The organism is Proteus columbae (genome assembly GCF_002777965.1).
GTDB classification, from domain to species: Bacteria; Pseudomonadota; Gammaproteobacteria; order Enterobacterales; family Enterobacteriaceae; genus Proteus; species Proteus columbae.
In genome coordinates, this window is record NZ_NGVR01000026.1 from 16,734 (window position 1) to 34,454 (window position 17,721).

The 17,721-nt window shown below is 40.0% G+C and carries 15 protein-coding genes and 4 tRNA genes; 18 read left to right on the top strand and 1 reads right to left on the bottom strand.

Annotated elements, in window-relative coordinates; genetic code table 11:
- Nucleotides 1-3: 3 nt before the first annotated feature.
- Nucleotides 4-1,308: an ATP-dependent RNA helicase RhlB gene (gene rhlB / locus CBE70_RS13485; RefSeq protein WP_100159745.1), complete on the bottom strand. Its 1,305-nt coding sequence runs from the start codon at nt 1,306-1,308 to the stop codon at nt 4-6.
- A 119-nt stretch (nt 1,309-1,427) separates the two neighbouring features.
- Here rhlB and trxA point away from each other — a divergent pair, with 119 nt between their 5' ends.
- From trxA to CBE70_RS13575, 18 genes are all read left to right on the top strand, one after another.
- Complete coding sequence (trxA, locus tag CBE70_RS13490) at nt 1,428-1,754, top strand: thioredoxin TrxA (protein WP_006535838.1); 327 nt, start codon at nt 1,428-1,430, stop codon at nt 1,752-1,754.
- Nucleotides 1,755-2,321: 567 nt separating this feature from the next.
- The gene (gene rho / locus CBE70_RS13495; protein ID WP_023583649.1) at nt 2,322-3,581 is read left to right on the top strand and encodes a transcription termination factor Rho; all 1,260 of its coding nucleotides are present in this window, start codon (nt 2,322-2,324) and stop codon (nt 3,579-3,581) included.
- Between the two features lie 406 nt (nt 3,582-3,987).
- Nucleotides 3,988-5,076: a UDP-N-acetylglucosamine--undecaprenyl-phosphate N-acetylglucosaminephosphotransferase gene (gene wecA, locus CBE70_RS13500; protein WP_100159746.1), complete on the top strand. Its 1,089-nt coding sequence runs from the start codon at nt 3,988-3,990 to the stop codon at nt 5,074-5,076.
- A 24-nt stretch (nt 5,077-5,100) separates the two neighbouring features.
- Entirely contained in the window at nt 5,101-6,168 is a 1,068-nt protein-coding gene (gene wzzE / locus CBE70_RS13505) for an ECA polysaccharide chain length modulation protein (RefSeq protein WP_100159747.1), read from the top strand.
- A gap of 119 nt (nt 6,169-6,287) precedes the next feature.
- Nucleotides 6,288-7,418, top strand: coding sequence for a non-hydrolyzing UDP-N-acetylglucosamine 2-epimerase (gene wecB / locus CBE70_RS13510; RefSeq protein WP_069369918.1), 1,131 nt, complete (start codon nt 6,288-6,290; stop codon nt 7,416-7,418).
- On the top strand, nt 7,415-8,677 hold the full coding sequence (gene wecC, locus CBE70_RS13515) for a UDP-N-acetyl-D-mannosamine dehydrogenase (RefSeq protein ID WP_100159748.1): 1,263 nt from the start codon (nt 7,415-7,417) through the stop codon (nt 8,675-8,677). Before wecB ends, wecC begins: the two co-directional genes overlap by 4 nt.
- The gene (rffG, locus tag CBE70_RS13520) at nt 8,674-9,741 is read left to right on the top strand and encodes a dTDP-glucose 4,6-dehydratase (RefSeq protein ID WP_100159801.1); all 1,068 of its coding nucleotides are present in this window, start codon (nt 8,674-8,676) and stop codon (nt 9,739-9,741) included. The genes wecC and rffG overlap by 4 nt, the downstream gene beginning before the upstream one ends.
- Nucleotides 9,742-9,762: 21 nt before the next feature.
- Nucleotides 9,763-10,644 carry a glucose-1-phosphate thymidylyltransferase RfbA gene (gene rfbA / locus CBE70_RS13525; protein WP_100159749.1) on the top strand — a complete coding sequence of 294 codons (882 nt, stop codon included), beginning with the start codon at nt 9,763-9,765 and terminating at the stop codon, nt 10,642-10,644.
- Nucleotides 10,622-11,335, top strand: a complete 714-nt coding sequence (gene rffC, locus CBE70_RS13530; protein WP_100159750.1) for a dTDP-4-amino-4,6-dideoxy-D-galactose acyltransferase — start codon at nt 10,622-10,624, stop codon at nt 11,333-11,335. Before rfbA ends, rffC begins: the two co-directional genes overlap by 23 nt.
- A gap of 1 nt (nt 11,336) precedes the next feature.
- Nucleotides 11,337-12,467, top strand: coding sequence for a dTDP-4-amino-4,6-dideoxygalactose transaminase (gene rffA, locus CBE70_RS13535; protein WP_100159751.1), 1,131 nt, complete (start codon nt 11,337-11,339; stop codon nt 12,465-12,467).
- Between the two features lie 2 nt (nt 12,468-12,469).
- Nucleotides 12,470-13,726 (top strand): lipid III flippase WzxE, encoded by a 1,257-nt coding sequence (gene wzxE, locus CBE70_RS13540; protein WP_100159752.1) that lies wholly within the window; start codon nt 12,470-12,472, stop codon nt 13,724-13,726.
- Nucleotides 13,723-14,808 carry a TDP-N-acetylfucosamine:lipid II N-acetylfucosaminyltransferase gene (locus CBE70_RS13545; RefSeq protein WP_100159753.1) on the top strand — a complete coding sequence of 362 codons (1,086 nt, stop codon included), beginning with the start codon at nt 13,723-13,725 and terminating at the stop codon, nt 14,806-14,808. Before wzxE ends, CBE70_RS13545 begins: the two co-directional genes overlap by 4 nt.
- Complete coding sequence (gene wzyE, locus CBE70_RS13550) at nt 14,805-16,169, top strand: ECA oligosaccharide polymerase (RefSeq protein WP_100159754.1); 1,365 nt, start codon at nt 14,805-14,807, stop codon at nt 16,167-16,169. Before CBE70_RS13545 ends, wzyE begins: the two co-directional genes overlap by 4 nt.
- A complete protein-coding gene (gene wecG / locus CBE70_RS13555) occupies nt 16,169-16,906 on the top strand; it encodes a lipopolysaccharide N-acetylmannosaminouronosyltransferase (RefSeq protein WP_100159755.1) in 738 nt (245 codons plus the stop codon). Before wzyE ends, wecG begins: the two co-directional genes overlap by 1 nt.
- 221 nt (nt 16,907-17,127) lie before the next feature.
- A tRNA-Arg gene (locus CBE70_RS13560) sits at nt 17,128-17,204 on the top strand.
- Between the two features lie 64 nt (nt 17,205-17,268).
- A tRNA-His gene (locus CBE70_RS13565) sits at nt 17,269-17,344 on the top strand.
- A gap of 22 nt (nt 17,345-17,366) precedes the next feature.
- A tRNA-Leu gene (locus CBE70_RS13570) sits at nt 17,367-17,453 on the top strand.
- Between the two features lie 28 nt (nt 17,454-17,481).
- Nucleotides 17,482-17,558 (top strand) — tRNA-Pro (locus CBE70_RS13575).
- Nucleotides 17,559-17,721: the final 163 nt, after the last annotated feature.

Sequence of the window (17,721 nt, forward strand, 5' to 3'; positions counted from 1 at the left end):
AATTTATGGATGACTCGGGCGTTTATTTCGGTTGTTACGTTGAGTATTATTTCCTCTATTATTTCGCACTGGCGCATTATTGCGACGAGGCTGACCTTGGCGAGGACGGTGACGGCGTTTAGGCTCAGGAAGATCAGCTAATAACGCATCACTATTATATTTACTCACAGGAATAGCATGTTGAATATAAGTCTCAATTGCAGGTAAATTCAGTGCATATTCTTCACATGCAAGGCTGATTGAGTTACCACTATTACCAGCGCGCCCTGTTCTACCAATACGGTGAACATAGTCTTCACAATCATCAGGTAAATCATAGTTAAAAACATGCGTTACTGATGGAATATGAAGACCTCTAGCGGCAACGTCAGTGGCAACCAGAATATCAAGATTACCTTGGGTAAAATCTTCTAAAATGCGTAGACGTTTTTTCTGAGGAACATCACCTGTTAATAAACCAACGCGGTGTCCATCTGCGGCAAGGTGTGCCCAAATATCATCACAACGATGTTTTGTGTTAGCAAAAATAATACAGCGATCTGGCCATTCTTCTTCAATTAATGTTTGAAGAAGACGCATTTTCTCTTCATTTGAAGGATAAAAGAGTTCTTCTTTTATGCTAAAACCTGTTTTTTGTTCAGGTTCAACTTCAACATATTCAGGATTATTCATCTGTTCAAAAGCCAATTCTCTTACGCGGTAAGAAAGCGTTGCAGAGAACAGCATATTCATACGCTCAGCGGCAACTGGCATACGACGGAAAATCCAACGAATATCTTTAATAAAGCCGAGATCGTACATTCTGTCAGCTTCATCAAGTACCACAACTTGGATTGTGTTAAGGTTAATATGGCCTTGTTTAACGTAGTCAATTAAACGACCTGTTGTGCCAATAACAATATCGACACCATTACTTAATACTTTGAGTTGTTCGTCATAGCCATCGCCACCGTAGGCGAGACCCATTTTAATCCCTGTATTTTGCGCAAGCTCTTTAGCATCAGAATAAATCTGCACGGCTAATTCGCGTGTTGGTGCCATAATAAGTGCACGAGGTTGATTGGTTTCATGCCCTTCTTTAGCAGGGTGTGTTAAAAGATAATGAAACGTTGAGGTTAAAAACGCCAACGTTTTGCCTGTTCCTGTTTGGGCTTGCCCGGCAATGTCTTGACCTTTCACAGTGATAGGTAACGTCAATGCCTGAATTTGTGTACAATTAGAGAACCCTTTTTTCTCAAGGGCTTCTATCACTTTTGGATGCAAGGCGAAGTCGGAAAACTTCTTTTCTGTCAAATATGTTTTGCTCATAATGTAATAGAATATCAGTTATGGGTTGCATTACAAAAGTTTATCCGCTGAAATGCAGACAGACTTTTGTTATTTAATGTTACACTGGTACGGTCAATATTATTCTTTGGAGTAGAACAATGAGCGATAAAATCCTTCACTTATCTGACAGCAAATTCGATGCTGATGTATTAAATGCAACCGGCCCTGTGCTCGTTGATTTCTGGGCTGAATGGTGTGGCCCATGTAAAATGATTGCTCCTATTCTAGATGAAGTTGCAACAGAATACGCTGGTAAATTAACAGTTGCGAAGCTAAACATCGATCAAAACCCGCTGACAGCACCAAAATACGGTATTCGCGGCATTCCTACACTGATTTTATTCAAAAACGGTGCAGTTGCTGCAACTAAAGTAGGCGCATTGTCAAAAACTCAACTAAAAGAGTTTTTAGACGAAAATATCTAATTTGATTTAGATATCAAAAATAAAAGTAGGACGTTTAGATCTTGTCAGTATTTCTGTTATTGACCGCTAGACGTCCGCTTCGAAGCATGATAAGTTAGCGCCACTTACTTACATAATATATCGGATCTACTTGTCAATATGATTAGACACGATTAAATAAGTCTGAGATATTGAATATCAAGCGTGCAAAGTAATAGAATTGAATAACATGATATGATATTTAATCTAATATGATATTTAATATAAGTAATCTGAATTCATCTAACCAGTCAAGTTGCCTTAGAATAATCTATAGTATTCAAGGAATATAAATTTTTCCAAAGTATGTTCCTAACCCATAAGTTGAAAGTACACTCATGCATCGCGAAAATGAATGTCACTTCTCTGGGATAAAGCAGACTGGTCTAATAGTATTAACACTCTCTAACATTATCATTTTAGTTATACCCTTATGTTAGAAAGTTATAATCTGTAATTTTACACATGACGAAACTGACAGCGATTCGCTGTTATACTATTCACGTTCATAGTTCGAGAGTTACCCCGAGTTATTAAGAACCCACCATTATGAATCTTACCGAATTAAAAAATACGCCGGTATCAGAATTGATAGCACTTGGCGAAAATATGGGGCTAGAGAATCTGGCTCGAATGAGAAAGCAAGACATTATTTTCTCTATCTTGAAGCAACACGCGAAAAGTGGGGAAGATATTTTCGGTGACGGTGTGCTGGAAATATTGCAGGATGGCTTCGGCTTCCTACGTTCCGCAGACAGTTCCTACCTTGCTGGTCCCGATGATATCTACGTTTCTCCAAGTCAAATTCGCCGTTTTAACCTTCGCACTGGTGACACCATCGCAGGGAAAATTCGTCCTCCTAAAGAAGGTGAACGTTATTTTGCCCTTCTAAAAGTTAATGAAGTTAACTTTGATAAACCAGAAAATGCCCGCAGTAAAATCCTCTTTGAAAACTTAACACCTTTACATGCTAATAATCGTTTACGCATGGAACGTGGTAATGGTTCAACAGAAGACTTAACCGCGCGTGTTCTTGACTTAGCGGCACCAATTGGCCGCGGTCAACGTGGTCTTATCGTTGCTCCACCAAAAGCAGGTAAAACCATGTTGCTGCAAAACATCGCAGCAAATATTGCTCATAACTACCCAGATTGCGTATTAATGGTACTTCTGATTGATGAACGTCCAGAAGAAGTGACAGAAATGCAACGCTTAGTAAAAGGGGAAGTTATTGCTTCAACCTTTGACGAGCCAGCTTCTCGCCACGTACAAGTTGCAGAAATGGTGATTGAAAAAGCGAAGCGTTTAGTTGAGCATAAAAAAGACGTTATCATCCTGTTAGACTCCATCACTCGTTTAGCGCGCGCTTATAACACAGTTGTTCCTTCATCAGGTAAAGTGTTAACAGGTGGTGTGGATGCAAACGCATTACATCGTCCTAAACGCTTCTTCGGTGCGGCTCGTAATGTTGAAGAAGGTGGTAGCTTGACTATCATTGCAACAGCATTAGTCGATACTGGTTCTAAGATGGACGAAGTTATCTACGAAGAATTTAAGGGTACAGGTAATATGGAATTACACCTGTCTCGTAAAATTGCTGAAAAACGTGTTTTCCCTGCAATTGATTACAATCGTTCTGGTACACGTAAAGAAGAGTTACTGACGTCTCAAGATGAGCTACAAAAAATGTGGATCCTGCGTAAAATTATTCACCCAATGGGTGAAATTGACGCAATGGAATTCCTCATTAACAAGTTAGCAATGACTAAGACAAATGAAGAATTCTTCGACTTTATGAAACGTTCATAGAGTGTATTAACAAAGTGATTGAGCTGAGAATAGGATTAAAATATTAAAATAGTGTGCTCTGTTACAGAATAAGTAATATCACCTCAATTTATATGCTGTTAAGCTCATTTACTTTGTAAGAATGACGATATGATGAAAACGCCACAACTATTGTGGCGTTTTTTTGTTTTTTATGGATGTAATTTAATTTTGGATTGCAATATTTTAATGAGATGTTGGTATATATATTGCATGTTTTGGTAATTGATAAAAATAGCGATGGCATCAATAAAAATAGTTAAGGAAAACTTATAATTGATGAAGGGTGGTGGGTTTTGAATAAACTCGTCGTGGTGAAGCTGGAAAAATAATAAAAACACATGGAAGCGTAAAATAACCAGCTATATTTATTATAGAGAAAAGTACTGTGGATATACTAAAAATGAGCACAAGCGTTTTTTATGTGTTCTTATTTTCTTTCGCATTTTTATTTTTGGCTCGTAAAATTGCAAAGAAAATTGGACTCGTGGATAAACCGAATTATCGTAAAAAACATCATGGATTGATCCCCTTAGTTGGCGGAATATCAGTCTATTTTGGTATTGTTTTCGCATTTTATATTTCAGATATCTATATTCCTCACAAGGAATTGTATCTGGCATGTGCGGGACTTCTTGTTTTTATTGGCGCTTTAGATGATCGCTTCGATATTAGTGTCAAAATTAGAGCAACAATCCAAGCTTTTGTTGGGATCGTAATGATGGTGGGTGCGGGATTAAAACTCGACACACTGGGTCATGCTTTTGGTCCTTGGGAAATGCATTTAGGGCCTTTCGGCTATATTGTTACACTTTTCGCCGTTTGGGCAGCAATCAATGCCTTTAATATGGTTGATGGTATTGATGGGTTATTAGGTGGCCTTTCTTGTGTCTCTTTTGGTGCGCTTGGTATTTTATTATATCAAAGTGGTAATTCAGCTCTCGCATTCTGGTGTTTCTCATTTATTGCGGCAATTTTACCTTATATCCTTTTAAACTTAGGGTTCTGCGGTAAAAAATTCAAAGTCTTTATGGGAGATGCGGGAAGTACACTGATTGGATTTACCATTATTTGGTTATTGGTTGCATCAACACAAACTCAGCCTCGCCCTGTTAAAGCGGTAACCGCATTATGGATAATTGCTATTCCTCTTATGGATATGGTGGCAATTATGTACCGTCGTTTACGCAAAGGAATGAGCCCTTTCTCTCCAGACCGTCAACATATCCACCATTTGATCATGCGTGCAGGTTTTACCTCTCGCCAAGCTTTCATTCTGATTACATTGTCAGCCGCGTTATTAGCAGCGATTGGTATTATCGGTCAAAACCTATCATTTGTACCTGAATGGTTTATGTTGGCATTATTCTTGCTTGCATTTGTTATGTATGGTTATTGTATTAAACGCGCGTGGCGAGTCGCTCGTTTTATTAAACGACATAAGCGTCGCTTACGTAGAGCAACACAACAGCATTAATATAAGCAGAGGTTTTTTAACGTGATGAACTCGGAAAATAACGCCTCCCGACAGGGTGATCAGCCAGATAATGAACTCGATATTCGAGGTCTTTTTTGTGCACTTTGGTCAGGAAAAAGTTGGATTATAGGGTTCGCTCTGCTTTTTGCAGTGATTGCACTCGGTGCATCTTATTTGATGCAACCTAAATGGAGTGCAATCGCAATGACAGAGAAACCAACGATTAATAACTTAGGCAGTTATTATTCGCAATCTCAGTTTTTGCGCAATCTTGATACGCAGATTAATCCAGCAGCACAAACCTCAGCTTTAACTATTTCAGATGAAGCTTATCAAGAGTTTATTACTCAAATCGCAGCGTTTGATACTCGTCGTGAATTTTGGTTGCAAACGGATTATTTCAAACAGCGCAAAGAGAGTGATGAACAGGCTAATGCTGCGTTATTGGATGAGTTAATTAACAATATTCAATTTACGCCTGCCGATGAGAAAAAATTAGTTAATGATCAGCTGAAACTTATTGCGGAAACATCAAAAGAGGCGAGCCAATTATTAAATGAGTATATTGCTTTTGCTAATAAGAGAGCATCTACCCATCTTAATGATGAAGTGATAACAGCTTGGGCAACTAGAACTCAATCAATGAAAGCGCTAGTTAAACGTCAAGAAATGGCGGCTCAATCTGCGTATCAACGTCAAATTAACTTATTAGAGCAATCAATTAAAGTGGCTGAGAAACAAGGTATTTCTCAAAAACAAACCTCGATTGCGATTGATGAGTTACCGGACTCTAAACTGTTTCTGTTAGGCGTTCCTCTGTTGCAATCACAGCTAGAAACTTTAGTTGCAACAGGTGCCGATTTTGATAGTGATTACGATCAAAATACGGCAATGTTAGCGACCCTTACTGTGGGCGCCAAATTACAAGATAACTTCCAAACTTACCGTTTTCTACGTACCCCTGAAGATCCTGTGAAACGTGATAGTCCTCGTCGTGCCTTTATGATGGTACTTTGGGGCGCTATTGGTATTTTAGCGGGCGCAGGTGTTGCATTAGTAAGACGCAGTTCATTAAAAAATAATAATAATTAAATTTTGTCACTAATGACAATAACGAGATATCAGGTGTTTCGGCACCTGATGTATTGAGAATAAGGGCATATTGCTTTCCCAAAAATAAGCGATATAACAATGAAGAAAAGAGAGCCACTGTGAAAGTGTTGACTGTTTTTGGCACACGCCCTGAAGCGATAAAAATGGCACCGTTAGTGCACGCTTTAGCAAATGATGATTCGTTTGAAGCGAAGGTATGTGTTACGGCCCAACATCGAGAAATGCTTGATCAGGTATTAAATCTTTTTGAGATCAAACCAGATTACGATCTCAATATTATGAAACCAGGACAAGATTTAACGGATATTACCTGTCGTATTTTAGAAGGGTTAAAACCGGTATTAGCGTCATTTCAACCTGATGTTGTTTTGGTACATGGTGATACAACAACGACCATGGCAGCAAGTTTAGCCGCATTTTATCAACGAATTCCTGTTGGTCATGTGGAAGCAGGGCTACGTACTGGCAATCTTTACTCCCCTTGGCCTGAAGAGGCAAACCGTACTATTGCAGGGCACCTTGCAATGTATCATTTCGCGCCAACAGAAACTGCAAAATTAAATTTGGTACGAGAAGCGGTTGCGGATAAAAATATTTTTGTCACGGGAAATACGGTAATTGATGCGTTGTTTTGGGTAAGTGACAGAGTGATGGGCAATCAAACACTCTTAAATGAGCTTGCTGTAAACTATCCATTTATTCAGCCGGATAAGAAAATGATCTTGGTAACAGGACATCGCCGAGAAAGCTTTGGTGGCGGTTTTGAACGTATCTGCCAAGCTTTAGCTGAAATTGCATTAGCACACCCAGATGTAGAAGTTGTCTATCCTGTTCACTTAAACCCTAATGTGAGTGAACCTGTTCAACGGATCCTTCATGGTATTGATAATATTAAGCTAATACAGCCACAAGATTATCTCCCATTTGTGTATTTAATGAACCATGCTTACCTTATTTTGACCGACTCTGGTGGCATTCAAGAAGAAGCGCCTTCATTAGGTAAGCCGGTTCTTGTAATGCGAGACACAACAGAACGCCCAGAAGCTGTTGAAGCGGGCTCTGTTCGTTTAGTTGGAACAGATACTAAACGTATTGTTAGCGAAGTAACCTCTTTATTGACAGACGAAAACGCGTATCACCAAATGAGTAAGGCGACAAACCCTTATGGTGATGGTCATGCCTGCCAACGTATTCTTGAAGCATTGAAAAAAAATCAGGTGACATTATGAGTTTTGAAACTATTTCTGTTATCGGCCTCGGCTACATTGGTTTACCTACAGCGGCAGCTTTTGCCTCTCGTAAAAAAAGCGTCATCGGTGTTGATGTTAATCAGCATGCAGTTGATACGATTAATAAAGGTCAAATTCACATTGTTGAGCCTGATCTTGATAAAGTCGTTAAACAAGCGGTTGAAGAAGGTCATTTAAAAGCTTATACCACGCCACAGCCAGCAGATGCTTACCTTATTGCTGTACCTACACCATTTAAAGGTGAACATGAACCTGATTTGGCTTATGTTGAAGCAGCTGCACGCTCTATCGCACCTGTACTGAAGAAAGGTGATCTTATTATTTTAGAATCAACCTCACCAGTTGGCTCTACCGAAAAAATGGCAGAATGGTTAGCAGAAGCTCGCCCAGACTTAACATTCCCTCATCAACAAGGTGAAGATGCTGATATCGATATTGCTTACTGCCCTGAGCGTGTATTACCGGGTCAAGTGATGATTGAACTTATCCGCAATGACCGTGTTGTGGGTGGCATGAACCGTAAATCGTCAGAGCGTGCAAGCGAGTTATACAAGATTTTCCTTGAAGGTGAATGTGTTATCACTAATGCACGTACCGCAGAAATGTGTAAGCTGACTGAAAATAGCTTCCGTGATGTTAATATTGCGTTTGCTAACGAGTTATCACTAATCTGCGCTGACCAAGATATTAATGTGTGGGAGCTAATTAGCTTGGCGAACCGCCATCCTCGCGTCAATATTTTACAACCAGGTCCAGGTGTTGGTGGACACTGTATCGCTGTTGATCCTTGGTTTATCGTGTCACAAAATCCAAAACAATCCCGTTTAATTCACACTGCGCGTTTAGTCAATGATGGCAAACCTGTGTGGGTTATCGATCAAGTTAAAGCCGCCGTTGCAGATTGCCTTACTGAAACAGGTAAACGTGCAAACGAGATTAAGATTGCCTGCTTTGGTTTAGCCTTTAAACCTAATATCGATGACTTACGTGAAAGCCCAGCGATGAATATCACTAAACAAGTAGCGGATTGGCATAGTGGTACGACATTAGCAGTTGAGCCGAATATTCATGAGCTACCAACAAAACTGAAAGGGATCACAGAGTTAGTATCAACAGAACAAGCATTGAAAGACGCTGATATTGTCTTAATGTTAGTTGATCACCAACAATTTAAAGCGATCCCTGGCAGTAAAGTCACTCAAAAATGGATTGTAGATACTAAAGGAGTATGGCGTTGAAACGCATTCTAGTTACAGGAGGAGCCGGTTTTATCGGCTCTGCTGTTGTTCGACATATTATTGAAAACACCAATGACAGCGTTGTTGTGGTGGATAAACTGACTTATGCTGGTAATTTAGAGTCATTAGCCACTGTGGCAAATAGTGAACGCTATGCCTTTGAGCAAGTCGATATCTGTGATAGAGCTGAGCTTGATCGCTTATTTGCTCAATATCAGCCAGATGTTGTTATGCACTTAGCCGCTGAAAGCCATGTTGACCGCTCTATCGATGGTCCTGCTGCCTTTATTGAAACCAATATTGTTGGTACTTACACCTTATTGGAAGCAGCTCGCCACTTTTGGCAAGTTTTACCACAAGAGAAAAAAACGGCATTTCGTTTCCACCATATCTCAACCGATGAAGTGTATGGCGATTTAGAAGGCACAGACGACTTCTTCACTGAAACAACTCCTTATGCGCCAAGTAGCCCATATTCTGCTTCTAAAGCCTCAAGTGACCATTTAGTGAGAGCATGGTTACGAACTTATGGCTTACCAACCGTAATTACCAACTGTTCGAATAACTATGGTCCTTACCATTTTCCTGAAAAATTAATCCCATTAATTATTTTAAATGCGATTTCAGGAAAGCCATTACCTGTTTATGGTAAAGGGGAACAGATCCGTGATTGGCTCTATGTGGAAGATCATGCTCGTGCGCTTTATTTAGTCGCAACAACGGCAACACCGGGTAAAACCTACAATATTGGCGGCCATAATGAGCGTCGTAATATTGATGTTGTTAAAACAATTTGTGCGCTATTAGAAGAGTTATATCCAGCAAAACCGGAAGGTGTTGCTCAATATGTCGATCTCATTACTTATGTGAAAGACAGACCTGGTCATGACCTACGCTATGCGATTGATGCGGCAAAAATTGAAGCTGAATTGGGCTGGAAACCAGAAGAGACATTTGAATCGGGCATTCGTAAAACTGTTTTGTGGTATTTAAATAACGAAACTTGGTGGAAACGTGTGTTAGATGGCTCTTATGCAGGTGAACGTCTAGGGCTTGGGAACTGATTAAGTAAAGAAGGATAAATGATGAAAGGTATTATTTTAGCGGGTGGCTCTGGTACACGACTGCATCCGATAACCAAAGGGGTATCGAAGCAGTTATTGCCTATCTATGATAAGCCCATGATCTATTATCCGCTTTCAGTTCTGATGCTTGCTGGTATTCAAGATATTTTGATCATCACAACACCAGATGATATGACTTCATTTCAGCGCTTATTGGGTGATGGTTCTGCATTTGGTGTTCGTCTTCAATATAAAATTCAGCCATCTCCTGATGGCTTAGCTCAAGCCTTTATTTTGGGTGAGGAATTTATTGGTGATGATCATTGCTGTTTAGTTTTAGGCGATAATATCTATTTTGGTCAAGGGTTTAGTCCAAAACTGAAACAAGTTACACAGCGTGAGCGTGGTGCAACAGTCTTTGGTTATCAAGTGATGGATCCTGAGCGATTTGGTGTTGTTGAGTTTGACGATGATTTTAAAGTGTTATCGATAGAAGAGAAACCTGAACACCCTAAATCTAATTGGGCTGTGACGGGGCTTTATTTCTACGATAACCGAGTGGTTGATTTTGCCAAACGAGTCAAACCGTCGATTCGTGGTGAATTAGAAATTACGTCGATTAATCAGATGTATCTTGAATGTGGTGAGCTTAACGTTGAATTACTGGGACGTGGTTTTGCATGGTTAGATACCGGAACTCACGATAGTTTAATTGAAGCCAGCACCTTTGTTCAAACTGTTGAAAAACGCCAAGGATTTAAAGTGGCGTGTCTTGAAGAGATTGCTTGGCGCAATGGTTGGCTCAGTGATGACCAAGTAAGAGAAAGCGCAAAATCACTGTCTAAAACGGGTTATGGCCGTTATCTCTTGGATTTATTACATGTCCGTCCTCGCCAATATTAATTATCTTGAGTGGGAAAGCGAGTTTTTCTCCCTCAAAACAGGGCGCCTTGAGTTTGATACACAAGCGCCCGCGTTAACAGACGAACAGCTTGATGCTTTTGCTGTGGTTCAAGCTAAAGTCGCATCTCATGAGCTTTCTCTCATCGATAAACTCAGTCAATTAGGTTTTCAATTTGCGGAAGGTGAAATTGATTTTAAACTTTCAATTGGCACAGAAAATGCTTGTAAGAAAGCGACGGAATACGGTTTTAGAAAAGCCAATGAAGATGATATCGATTTATTGATGGCAACTGCCTCAGAAGCTTTTGTACAAAGTCGTTTTAGAACACCTTGGTACAAAGAAGGTGATAGTAGTCGTTTTTATGCATTATGGGCTAAAAAAGCGGTGTTAGGTACGTTCGATGATATCTGCTTACTGACTTATGATGCTGAAAATAATGTAAGTGGTTTTGTCACTTTACGCCATCTATCTGAAAGTGAAGCAAGAGTGGGATTACTTGCAGTAATGCCCAACAGAATAGGACAAGGCATTGGTAAACAACTGATGTCGGCCGCGAAGTTTTGGTGTCAACAACAAGGTATTTCAACCTTATATGTTGCAACACAGATCAGCAATATTGCAGCTTCGCGTTTATACACACACAGTGGGGGCTTAATAGAGAGCACCACTTATTGGTTATACAGGGGATAATATGATTCCGTTTAATAAACCACCAGTTGTCGGCACAGAATTAGAATATATGAAACAAGCTATGGAAAGTGGCAAGCTCTGTGGTGATGGCCATTTCACAAAGAAATGTGAAAAGTGGTTAGAAGAACAATTTCATTGTCATAAAACGCTGTTAACGCCTTCTTGTACAGCATCGCTTGAAATGGCTGCCATCTTATTAGATATCAAGCCTGGCGATGAAGTTATCATGCCAAGTTTTACCTTTGTTTCGACCTCTAATGCGTTTGTATTACGTGGTGCAACGATTGTCTTCGTTGATATTCGTCCAGATACTATGAATATTGATGAAACAAAAATCGAAGCGGCTATTACAGATAAAACTCGCGCTATTGTTCCCGTTCATTACGCAGGTGTTGCCTGTGAAATGGATACGATTATGGCGATTGCGAAAAAACATAATCTATTTGTTATCGAAGATGCTGCACAAGGCGTTATGTCAACTTACAAGGGCAAGGCTCTTGGCACAATTGGTCATATTGGTTGCTATAGCTTCCATGAAACAAAAAACTACTCATCAGGTGGTGAGGGTGGTGCAACGTTAATTAACGATCCTGATTTAATCAATCGCGCAGAAGTTATCCGTGAAAAGGGAACTAACCGCAGCCAATTTTTCCGTGGTCAGGTAGATAAATATACTTGGCGTGATATTGGTTCCAGCTACTTAATGTCGGATTTACAAGCCGCTTACCTGTGGGCTCAACTTGAAGAAGCTGAAAAAATTAATGAGCGTCGTTTAGCATTTTGGCAGATTTACTATGATGCATTGACTCCATTAGCGGAAAAAGGCTTATTGGCGCTTCCAGTCGTTCCTGAAGGGTTAGAGCACAATGCACATATGTTCTATATCAAACTGAAAGATATCGAGCAACGTACCGCGTTTAATGACTACATGAAAGAGCATGGTGTCTTAACGGTATTCCACTATGTGTCATTGCATACCAGTCCTGCGGGTATGAAGTTTGGTCGCTTTGACGGTGAAGATATTTTCACAACGCAAGAAAGTGAGCGTTTAGTGCGTTTGCCTATGTTCTACAACATGACAGAAGAAGAGCAACAGACTGTTATTGGTCATATTCGCGACTTTTTTGCTTAATTATGTCATTAGCTAAAGCATCAATTTGGACAGCTGGATCAACCCTGATAAAAATCGGGGCTGGTCTGCTTGTCGTTAAGTTACTTGCTGTCTCTTTTGGTCCCACAGGGGTCGGATTAGCGGGAAACTTTCGTCAATTAATCACCGTACTAGGTGTCTTATCTGGTGCGGGTATTTTTAATGGCGTGACGAAATTAATCGCACAATATCAAGATGATGATATTCAACGCAAAAAAGTGTTGGGTACGTCATCATCCATGATTTTGCTGTTCTCTACACTATTAGCTATTTTATTTCTTCTTTTTTCTGCCCCCATTAGCCAAGTGTTATTTGGTGATGATTATCATCAATATCAGGATATTGTAAGAGCCGTTGCTTTTATTCAAATGGGAATAGCATATAGCAACTATTTTCTTGCCATATTAAAAGGTTATCGTGATGCGGCAGGTAATGCCCTATCAGTGATTGCGGGTAGTATTATTGGTGTTATTGCTTATTATTTATGTTATTTATTTGCGGGTTATCACGGTGCATTAATTGGACTAGCATTAGTGCCTGCACTTATATTATTTCCTGCTACATTTTTAGTAGTAAAGCGTAAACGCTTCGCGTTAAGCGAGCTTAAACCTCATTGGGATAAGGCGATAGCAAGTCATCTTGGTAAGTTTACCATTATGGCAATACTGACATCGATTACATTACCCGTCGCTTATATCATGATGCGTAACTTACTTGCTGAACATTATAGCTGGGAGGACGTAGGAATTTGGCAAGGGGTGACCAGTATTTCAGATGCTTATTTGCAATTTATTACCGCATCTTTCTCTGTTTATTTACTGCCAACACTCTCCCGACTAACGCAAAAGAGCGAAATTACCAAAGAGATTGTTAAGTCACTGAAGTTTGTATTACCTGCGGTAGCGGCTGCGAGTTTTATGGTGTGGTTATTACGTGATTTTGCGATTTGGTTACTATTTTCAGATAAATTTGTCGCTATGCGTGATTTATTTGCATGGCAACTTGTCGGTGATGTTTTAAAAGTAGGCGCTTATGTCTTTGGCTATCTCGTCATTGCAAAAGCAGCGCTACGTTTTTATATCCTTACAGAAGTAAGCCAGTTTGCCTTATTAACGCTATTTTCGCGTTGGCTTATTCCTGAGCATGGTGCACTAGGTGCAGCTCAAGCCTATATGGCAACATATATTATTTACTTCCTTCTCTGTAGTTCTGTTTTCGTGATTTATTGCAGGCGCAAATGACAACTTTGATTTACGTACTAGGTTCAGACATTGTGCATCATAACAGTACAATGTTACGGTTTTTTAACGACCACCTCGTGACTGAGGCGGGGTTAACGTATAAACCTCGTTTTATCGTTGCCAGTAAAAATACTTCACTGCAAGAAAGCTACCCAGCTTTAGATATTGAGTGTTTAGCTGATAAAAAGCAGGTTGCACAGAGAGTGGTTACATTGGCAAAAGCCGATACTCACCAACGATTCCTTTTTTTAGGTCAGTTTAATGCGCCTATTTGGTTGGCATTATTGACTGGCAAGATTAAACGTCATCAATTTTGGTGGCATATTTGGGGTGCTGATTTATATCAGGATTCTAAACAGCTAAAATTTAGACTCTTTTATCTTCTTCGTAAACTTGCTCAAAAGCGTGTGGGGCGAGTATTTGGTACACGAGGTGATCTGAATTACTTCGCGCAATTTAACGTTAATATTCCAGCCAGTTTGCTCTATTTCCCAACAAGAATGGATCCTGCGCTGACGGTGACAGAAAAAGCGCCTATTGATGAAAAACAACTCACTATTATTGTGGGTAATTCAGGGGATAGATCGAATCGTCATATTGAAGCTTTACAGGCGATTGCAGAGCAATATGGAACACGCGCAAAAGTGATTATTCCAATGGGATATCCTGAAAATAATCATGTTTATATTGATGAAGTCGCCCAAGCAGCTAGCCAGTTACTTCCATATAATCAGGTTGAAATATTACGTGATAAATTAGCGTTTGATGATTATCTTGCGTTATTGAAAACATGCGATCTGGGTTATTTTATTTTTCATCGTCAACAAGGTATTGGCACGCTTTGTCTGCTTATTCAATTTGCTATCCCTTTTGTTATTAGTCGTCAAAACCCATTTTGGCAGGACTTAACTGAGCAAAATGTTCCTGTTTTTTTCTCGGGTGATAAATTAGATGTTGCGCTAATTGAAGAGGCTAAACGTCAATTGCTGATGCTTGATCGCCAAAATATTGCCTTCTTTGCACCTAATTTTACGGATGGCTGGAAAGAACTAATTGAGATGAGTACAGGAGAGCCGCAATGACATTGGCGGAACTGGGTGGCTTAGCACTTGTTTATTTTATCTCTTTAAGTTTTATTTTATTGCTGACTTATCAAGAATTTCGTCGAGTTCGCTTTAATTTTAATGTTTTTTTCTCAATGCTCTATCTGCTGACCTTTTATTTTGGTTTTCCACTGACTTGTATGTTGGTATTCCAATTTGATGTCGCAGTTGTACCGGTTGATTCCTTATTATACGCGCTATTAGCCTCTACCAGCTTCTATGCAATTTATTATGTAACTTATAAGGTAAGGCTGAGAAAATCGGTTGACGGCCCTTCTAGGTCGTTATTTACGATGAATAGAGTAGAAACCAACCTCACTTGGATTTTATTGGCATTAATTGCCTTTGTAACTGTCGGAATTTTCTTTTTACAAAATGGCTTTTTACTCTTTAAGCTCAAAACGTATAGCCAAATTTTTTCGAGCCAAGTGTCAGGTGTCGCGCTTAAACGCTTTTTCTATTTCTTTATTCCCGCAATGCTGGTGGTTTATTTCTTAAAACCTACTCAACAGCGCTGGATTTTCTTCCTTTGTGCAACGGTGGGTTTCGGGATCTTAACTTACATTATCGTGGGTGGAACCCGCGCTAATATTATCATCGCATTCGCACTGTTTTTGTTTATTGGTATTGTTCGCGGCTGGATAACCTTGTGGATGCTGGTTGCAGCCGGGGTTATGAGTATTGTTGGAATGTTCTGGTTGGCATTAAAACGCTATGGCCTTGATGTGAGTGGTGCCGAGGCATTCTATACTTTCTTGTACCTCACTCGCGATACGTTCTCTCCTTGGGAAAACCTCGCTTTGTTACTTAATAATTATGACAAGATTGAGTTCCAAGGACTTGCACCGATAATTCGTGATTTTTACGTCTTTATTCCTTCTTGGGTATGGCCTGAACGTCCTGACGTTGTGCTGAATTCGGCAAATTACTTTACATGGGAAGTGCTTAATTACCATGCGGGTCTTGCCATTTCACCGACCTTAATTGGCTCATTAGTGGTAATGGGGGGCGTTGTCTTTATTCCACTAGGTGCAATTGTTGTTGGATTGATTATTAAGTGGTTTGATTGGTTGTATCAACAAGGTTTGAACGAAACGAATCGCTATAAGTCTGCAATTTTACAAGCATTCTGTTTTGGTGCCATTTTTAACATGATAGTGCTTGCACGAGAAGGTGTGGACTCTTTTGTCTCTCGTGTTGTGTTCTTCTGTTTGATTTTTGGTTTATGTTTAGTCGTTGCAAAACTGCTTTATTGGTTATTTGAAAGTGCAGGATTAGTGCGTCATTACGTGACTCGTCAACGACAAAGTGAACCTCGTTTAGAGAAAAAGGAAAAGTAATGGGATCCAATTTAATTCCGAAGTATTCAATCCGCGGACATAATATCTGGGGATTTCGCGATATGGCTCATTTTCTGGATTATCTCTATGAAGGAGCACAAATAAAAAGTGGCTCTCTGATTGCCATTAACGCAGAAAAAATTCTCACAGCAGAAACAGACTCAGCACTCAATGAACTACTCAATGAAGCTGATTATCTTTATGCAGACGGTATCAGTGTTGTGCGAGGTATTCGTCGTAAATATCCTGATGCAAATGTTTCTCGTATTGCAGGTGCGGATCTATGGGAAGCATTAATGGAAAGGGCAGGTAAAGAGGGAACACCTGTCTTTCTTGTTGGTGGTAAACCTGAAATTCTTTCTCAAACCGAAAATAAGCTCAAAGCACAGTGGAACGTAAATATTGTAGGTAGCCAGAACGGTTACTTCACACCACAAGATAGAGAGGCGTTATTTGAGCGTATAAAGGCCTCTGGTGCGAAGATAGTGACTATTGCCATGGGATCACCTAAGCAAGAGTTATTTATTCGTGCATGTCGTGAAATTCATCCTGATGCTTTATATATGGGCGTTGGCGGAACTTATGACGTATTTACAGGCCATGTTAAAAGAGCACCGAAAGCATGGCAAAATCTTGGATTAGAGTGGTTATATCGTTTGTTATCACAACCAAGTCGAATTAAGCGTCAATTTAAGCTATTAAAATTCGTTGGGTATTACTATTCCAATAAATTGTAATAGCGTCTTTTTTTGTTAGATGGAGCTGATTAAATGATTTATTCATGCTTTTATCTAGCATCTTACTTGTTTAATTATTATACTAACGGGGCGTTTAGCGTGTAAAAACGCTCCATTTATCGACGAAATGCACAAACTATCGTCAAACAAACTTTTTTTTTCAAAAAGCACTAGACAGACAGAGCGTAAATCCGTACTATCCTCTCCCGCAACGGCGTGAAGCGCCCGTAGCTCAGCTGGATAGAGCGCTGCCCTCCGGAGGCAGAGGTCTCAGGTTCGAATCCTGTCGGGCGCGCCATTAAAGCGTGCTAAGAGTTACGGTGAAGAACGTTGTTGTAAGAAGTAATAAGATAGCTGTTATGGTGGCTATAGCTCAGTTGGTAGAGCCCTGGATTGTGATTCCAGTTGTCGTGGGTTCGAGTCCCATTAGCCACCCCATCTTATCTTAGTTATTGTTTATGCGAGGGTGGCGGAATTGGTAGACGCGCTAGCTTCAGGTGTTAGTGTTCTAACGGACGTGGGGGTTCAAGTCCCCCCCTTCGCACCAATAAACAAGATAAGAGCAGTGATGCAGACGGCGAGTAGCGCAGCCTGGTAGCGCAACTGGTTTGGGACCAGTGGGTCGGAGGTTCGAATCCTCTCTCGCCGACCAATAAGAGAAAGCCTCGATTATATCGAGGCTTTTTCGTATCTACGATTTACCTTTTTAAAAACCGCTATACTCTTTCTACTTCTACTTCTACTTCTACTTCTACTTCTACTTCTACTTCTACTTCTACTTCTACTTCTACTTCTACTTCTACTTCTACTTCTAC

Coding starts and splice junctions, on each gene's coding strand:
- rhlB (WP_100159745.1), bottom strand. CDS start 1,308: ATGAGCAAAACATATTTGACAGAAAAGAAGTTTTCCGACTTCGCCTTG.
- trxA (WP_006535838.1), top strand. CDS start 1,428: ATGAGCGATAAAATCCTTCACTTATCTGACAGCAAATTCGATGCTGAT.
- rho (WP_023583649.1), top strand. CDS start 2,322: ATGAATCTTACCGAATTAAAAAATACGCCGGTATCAGAATTGATAGCA.
- wzzE (WP_100159747.1), top strand. CDS start 5,101: ATGAACTCGGAAAATAACGCCTCCCGACAGGGTGATCAGCCAGATAAT.
- wecC (WP_100159748.1), top strand. CDS start 7,415: ATGAGTTTTGAAACTATTTCTGTTATCGGCCTCGGCTACATTGGTTTA.
- rfbA (WP_100159749.1), top strand. CDS start 9,763: ATGAAAGGTATTATTTTAGCGGGTGGCTCTGGTACACGACTGCATCCG.
- rffC (WP_100159750.1), top strand. CDS start 10,622: ATGTCCGTCCTCGCCAATATTAATTATCTTGAGTGGGAAAGCGAGTTT.
- rffA (WP_100159751.1), top strand. CDS start 11,337: ATGATTCCGTTTAATAAACCACCAGTTGTCGGCACAGAATTAGAATAT.
- wzxE (WP_100159752.1), top strand. CDS start 12,470: ATGTCATTAGCTAAAGCATCAATTTGGACAGCTGGATCAACCCTGATA.
- CBE70_RS13545 (WP_100159753.1), top strand. CDS start 13,723: ATGACAACTTTGATTTACGTACTAGGTTCAGACATTGTGCATCATAAC.
- wzyE (WP_100159754.1), top strand. CDS start 14,805: ATGACATTGGCGGAACTGGGTGGCTTAGCACTTGTTTATTTTATCTCT.
- wecG (WP_100159755.1), top strand. CDS start 16,169: ATGGGATCCAATTTAATTCCGAAGTATTCAATCCGCGGACATAATATC.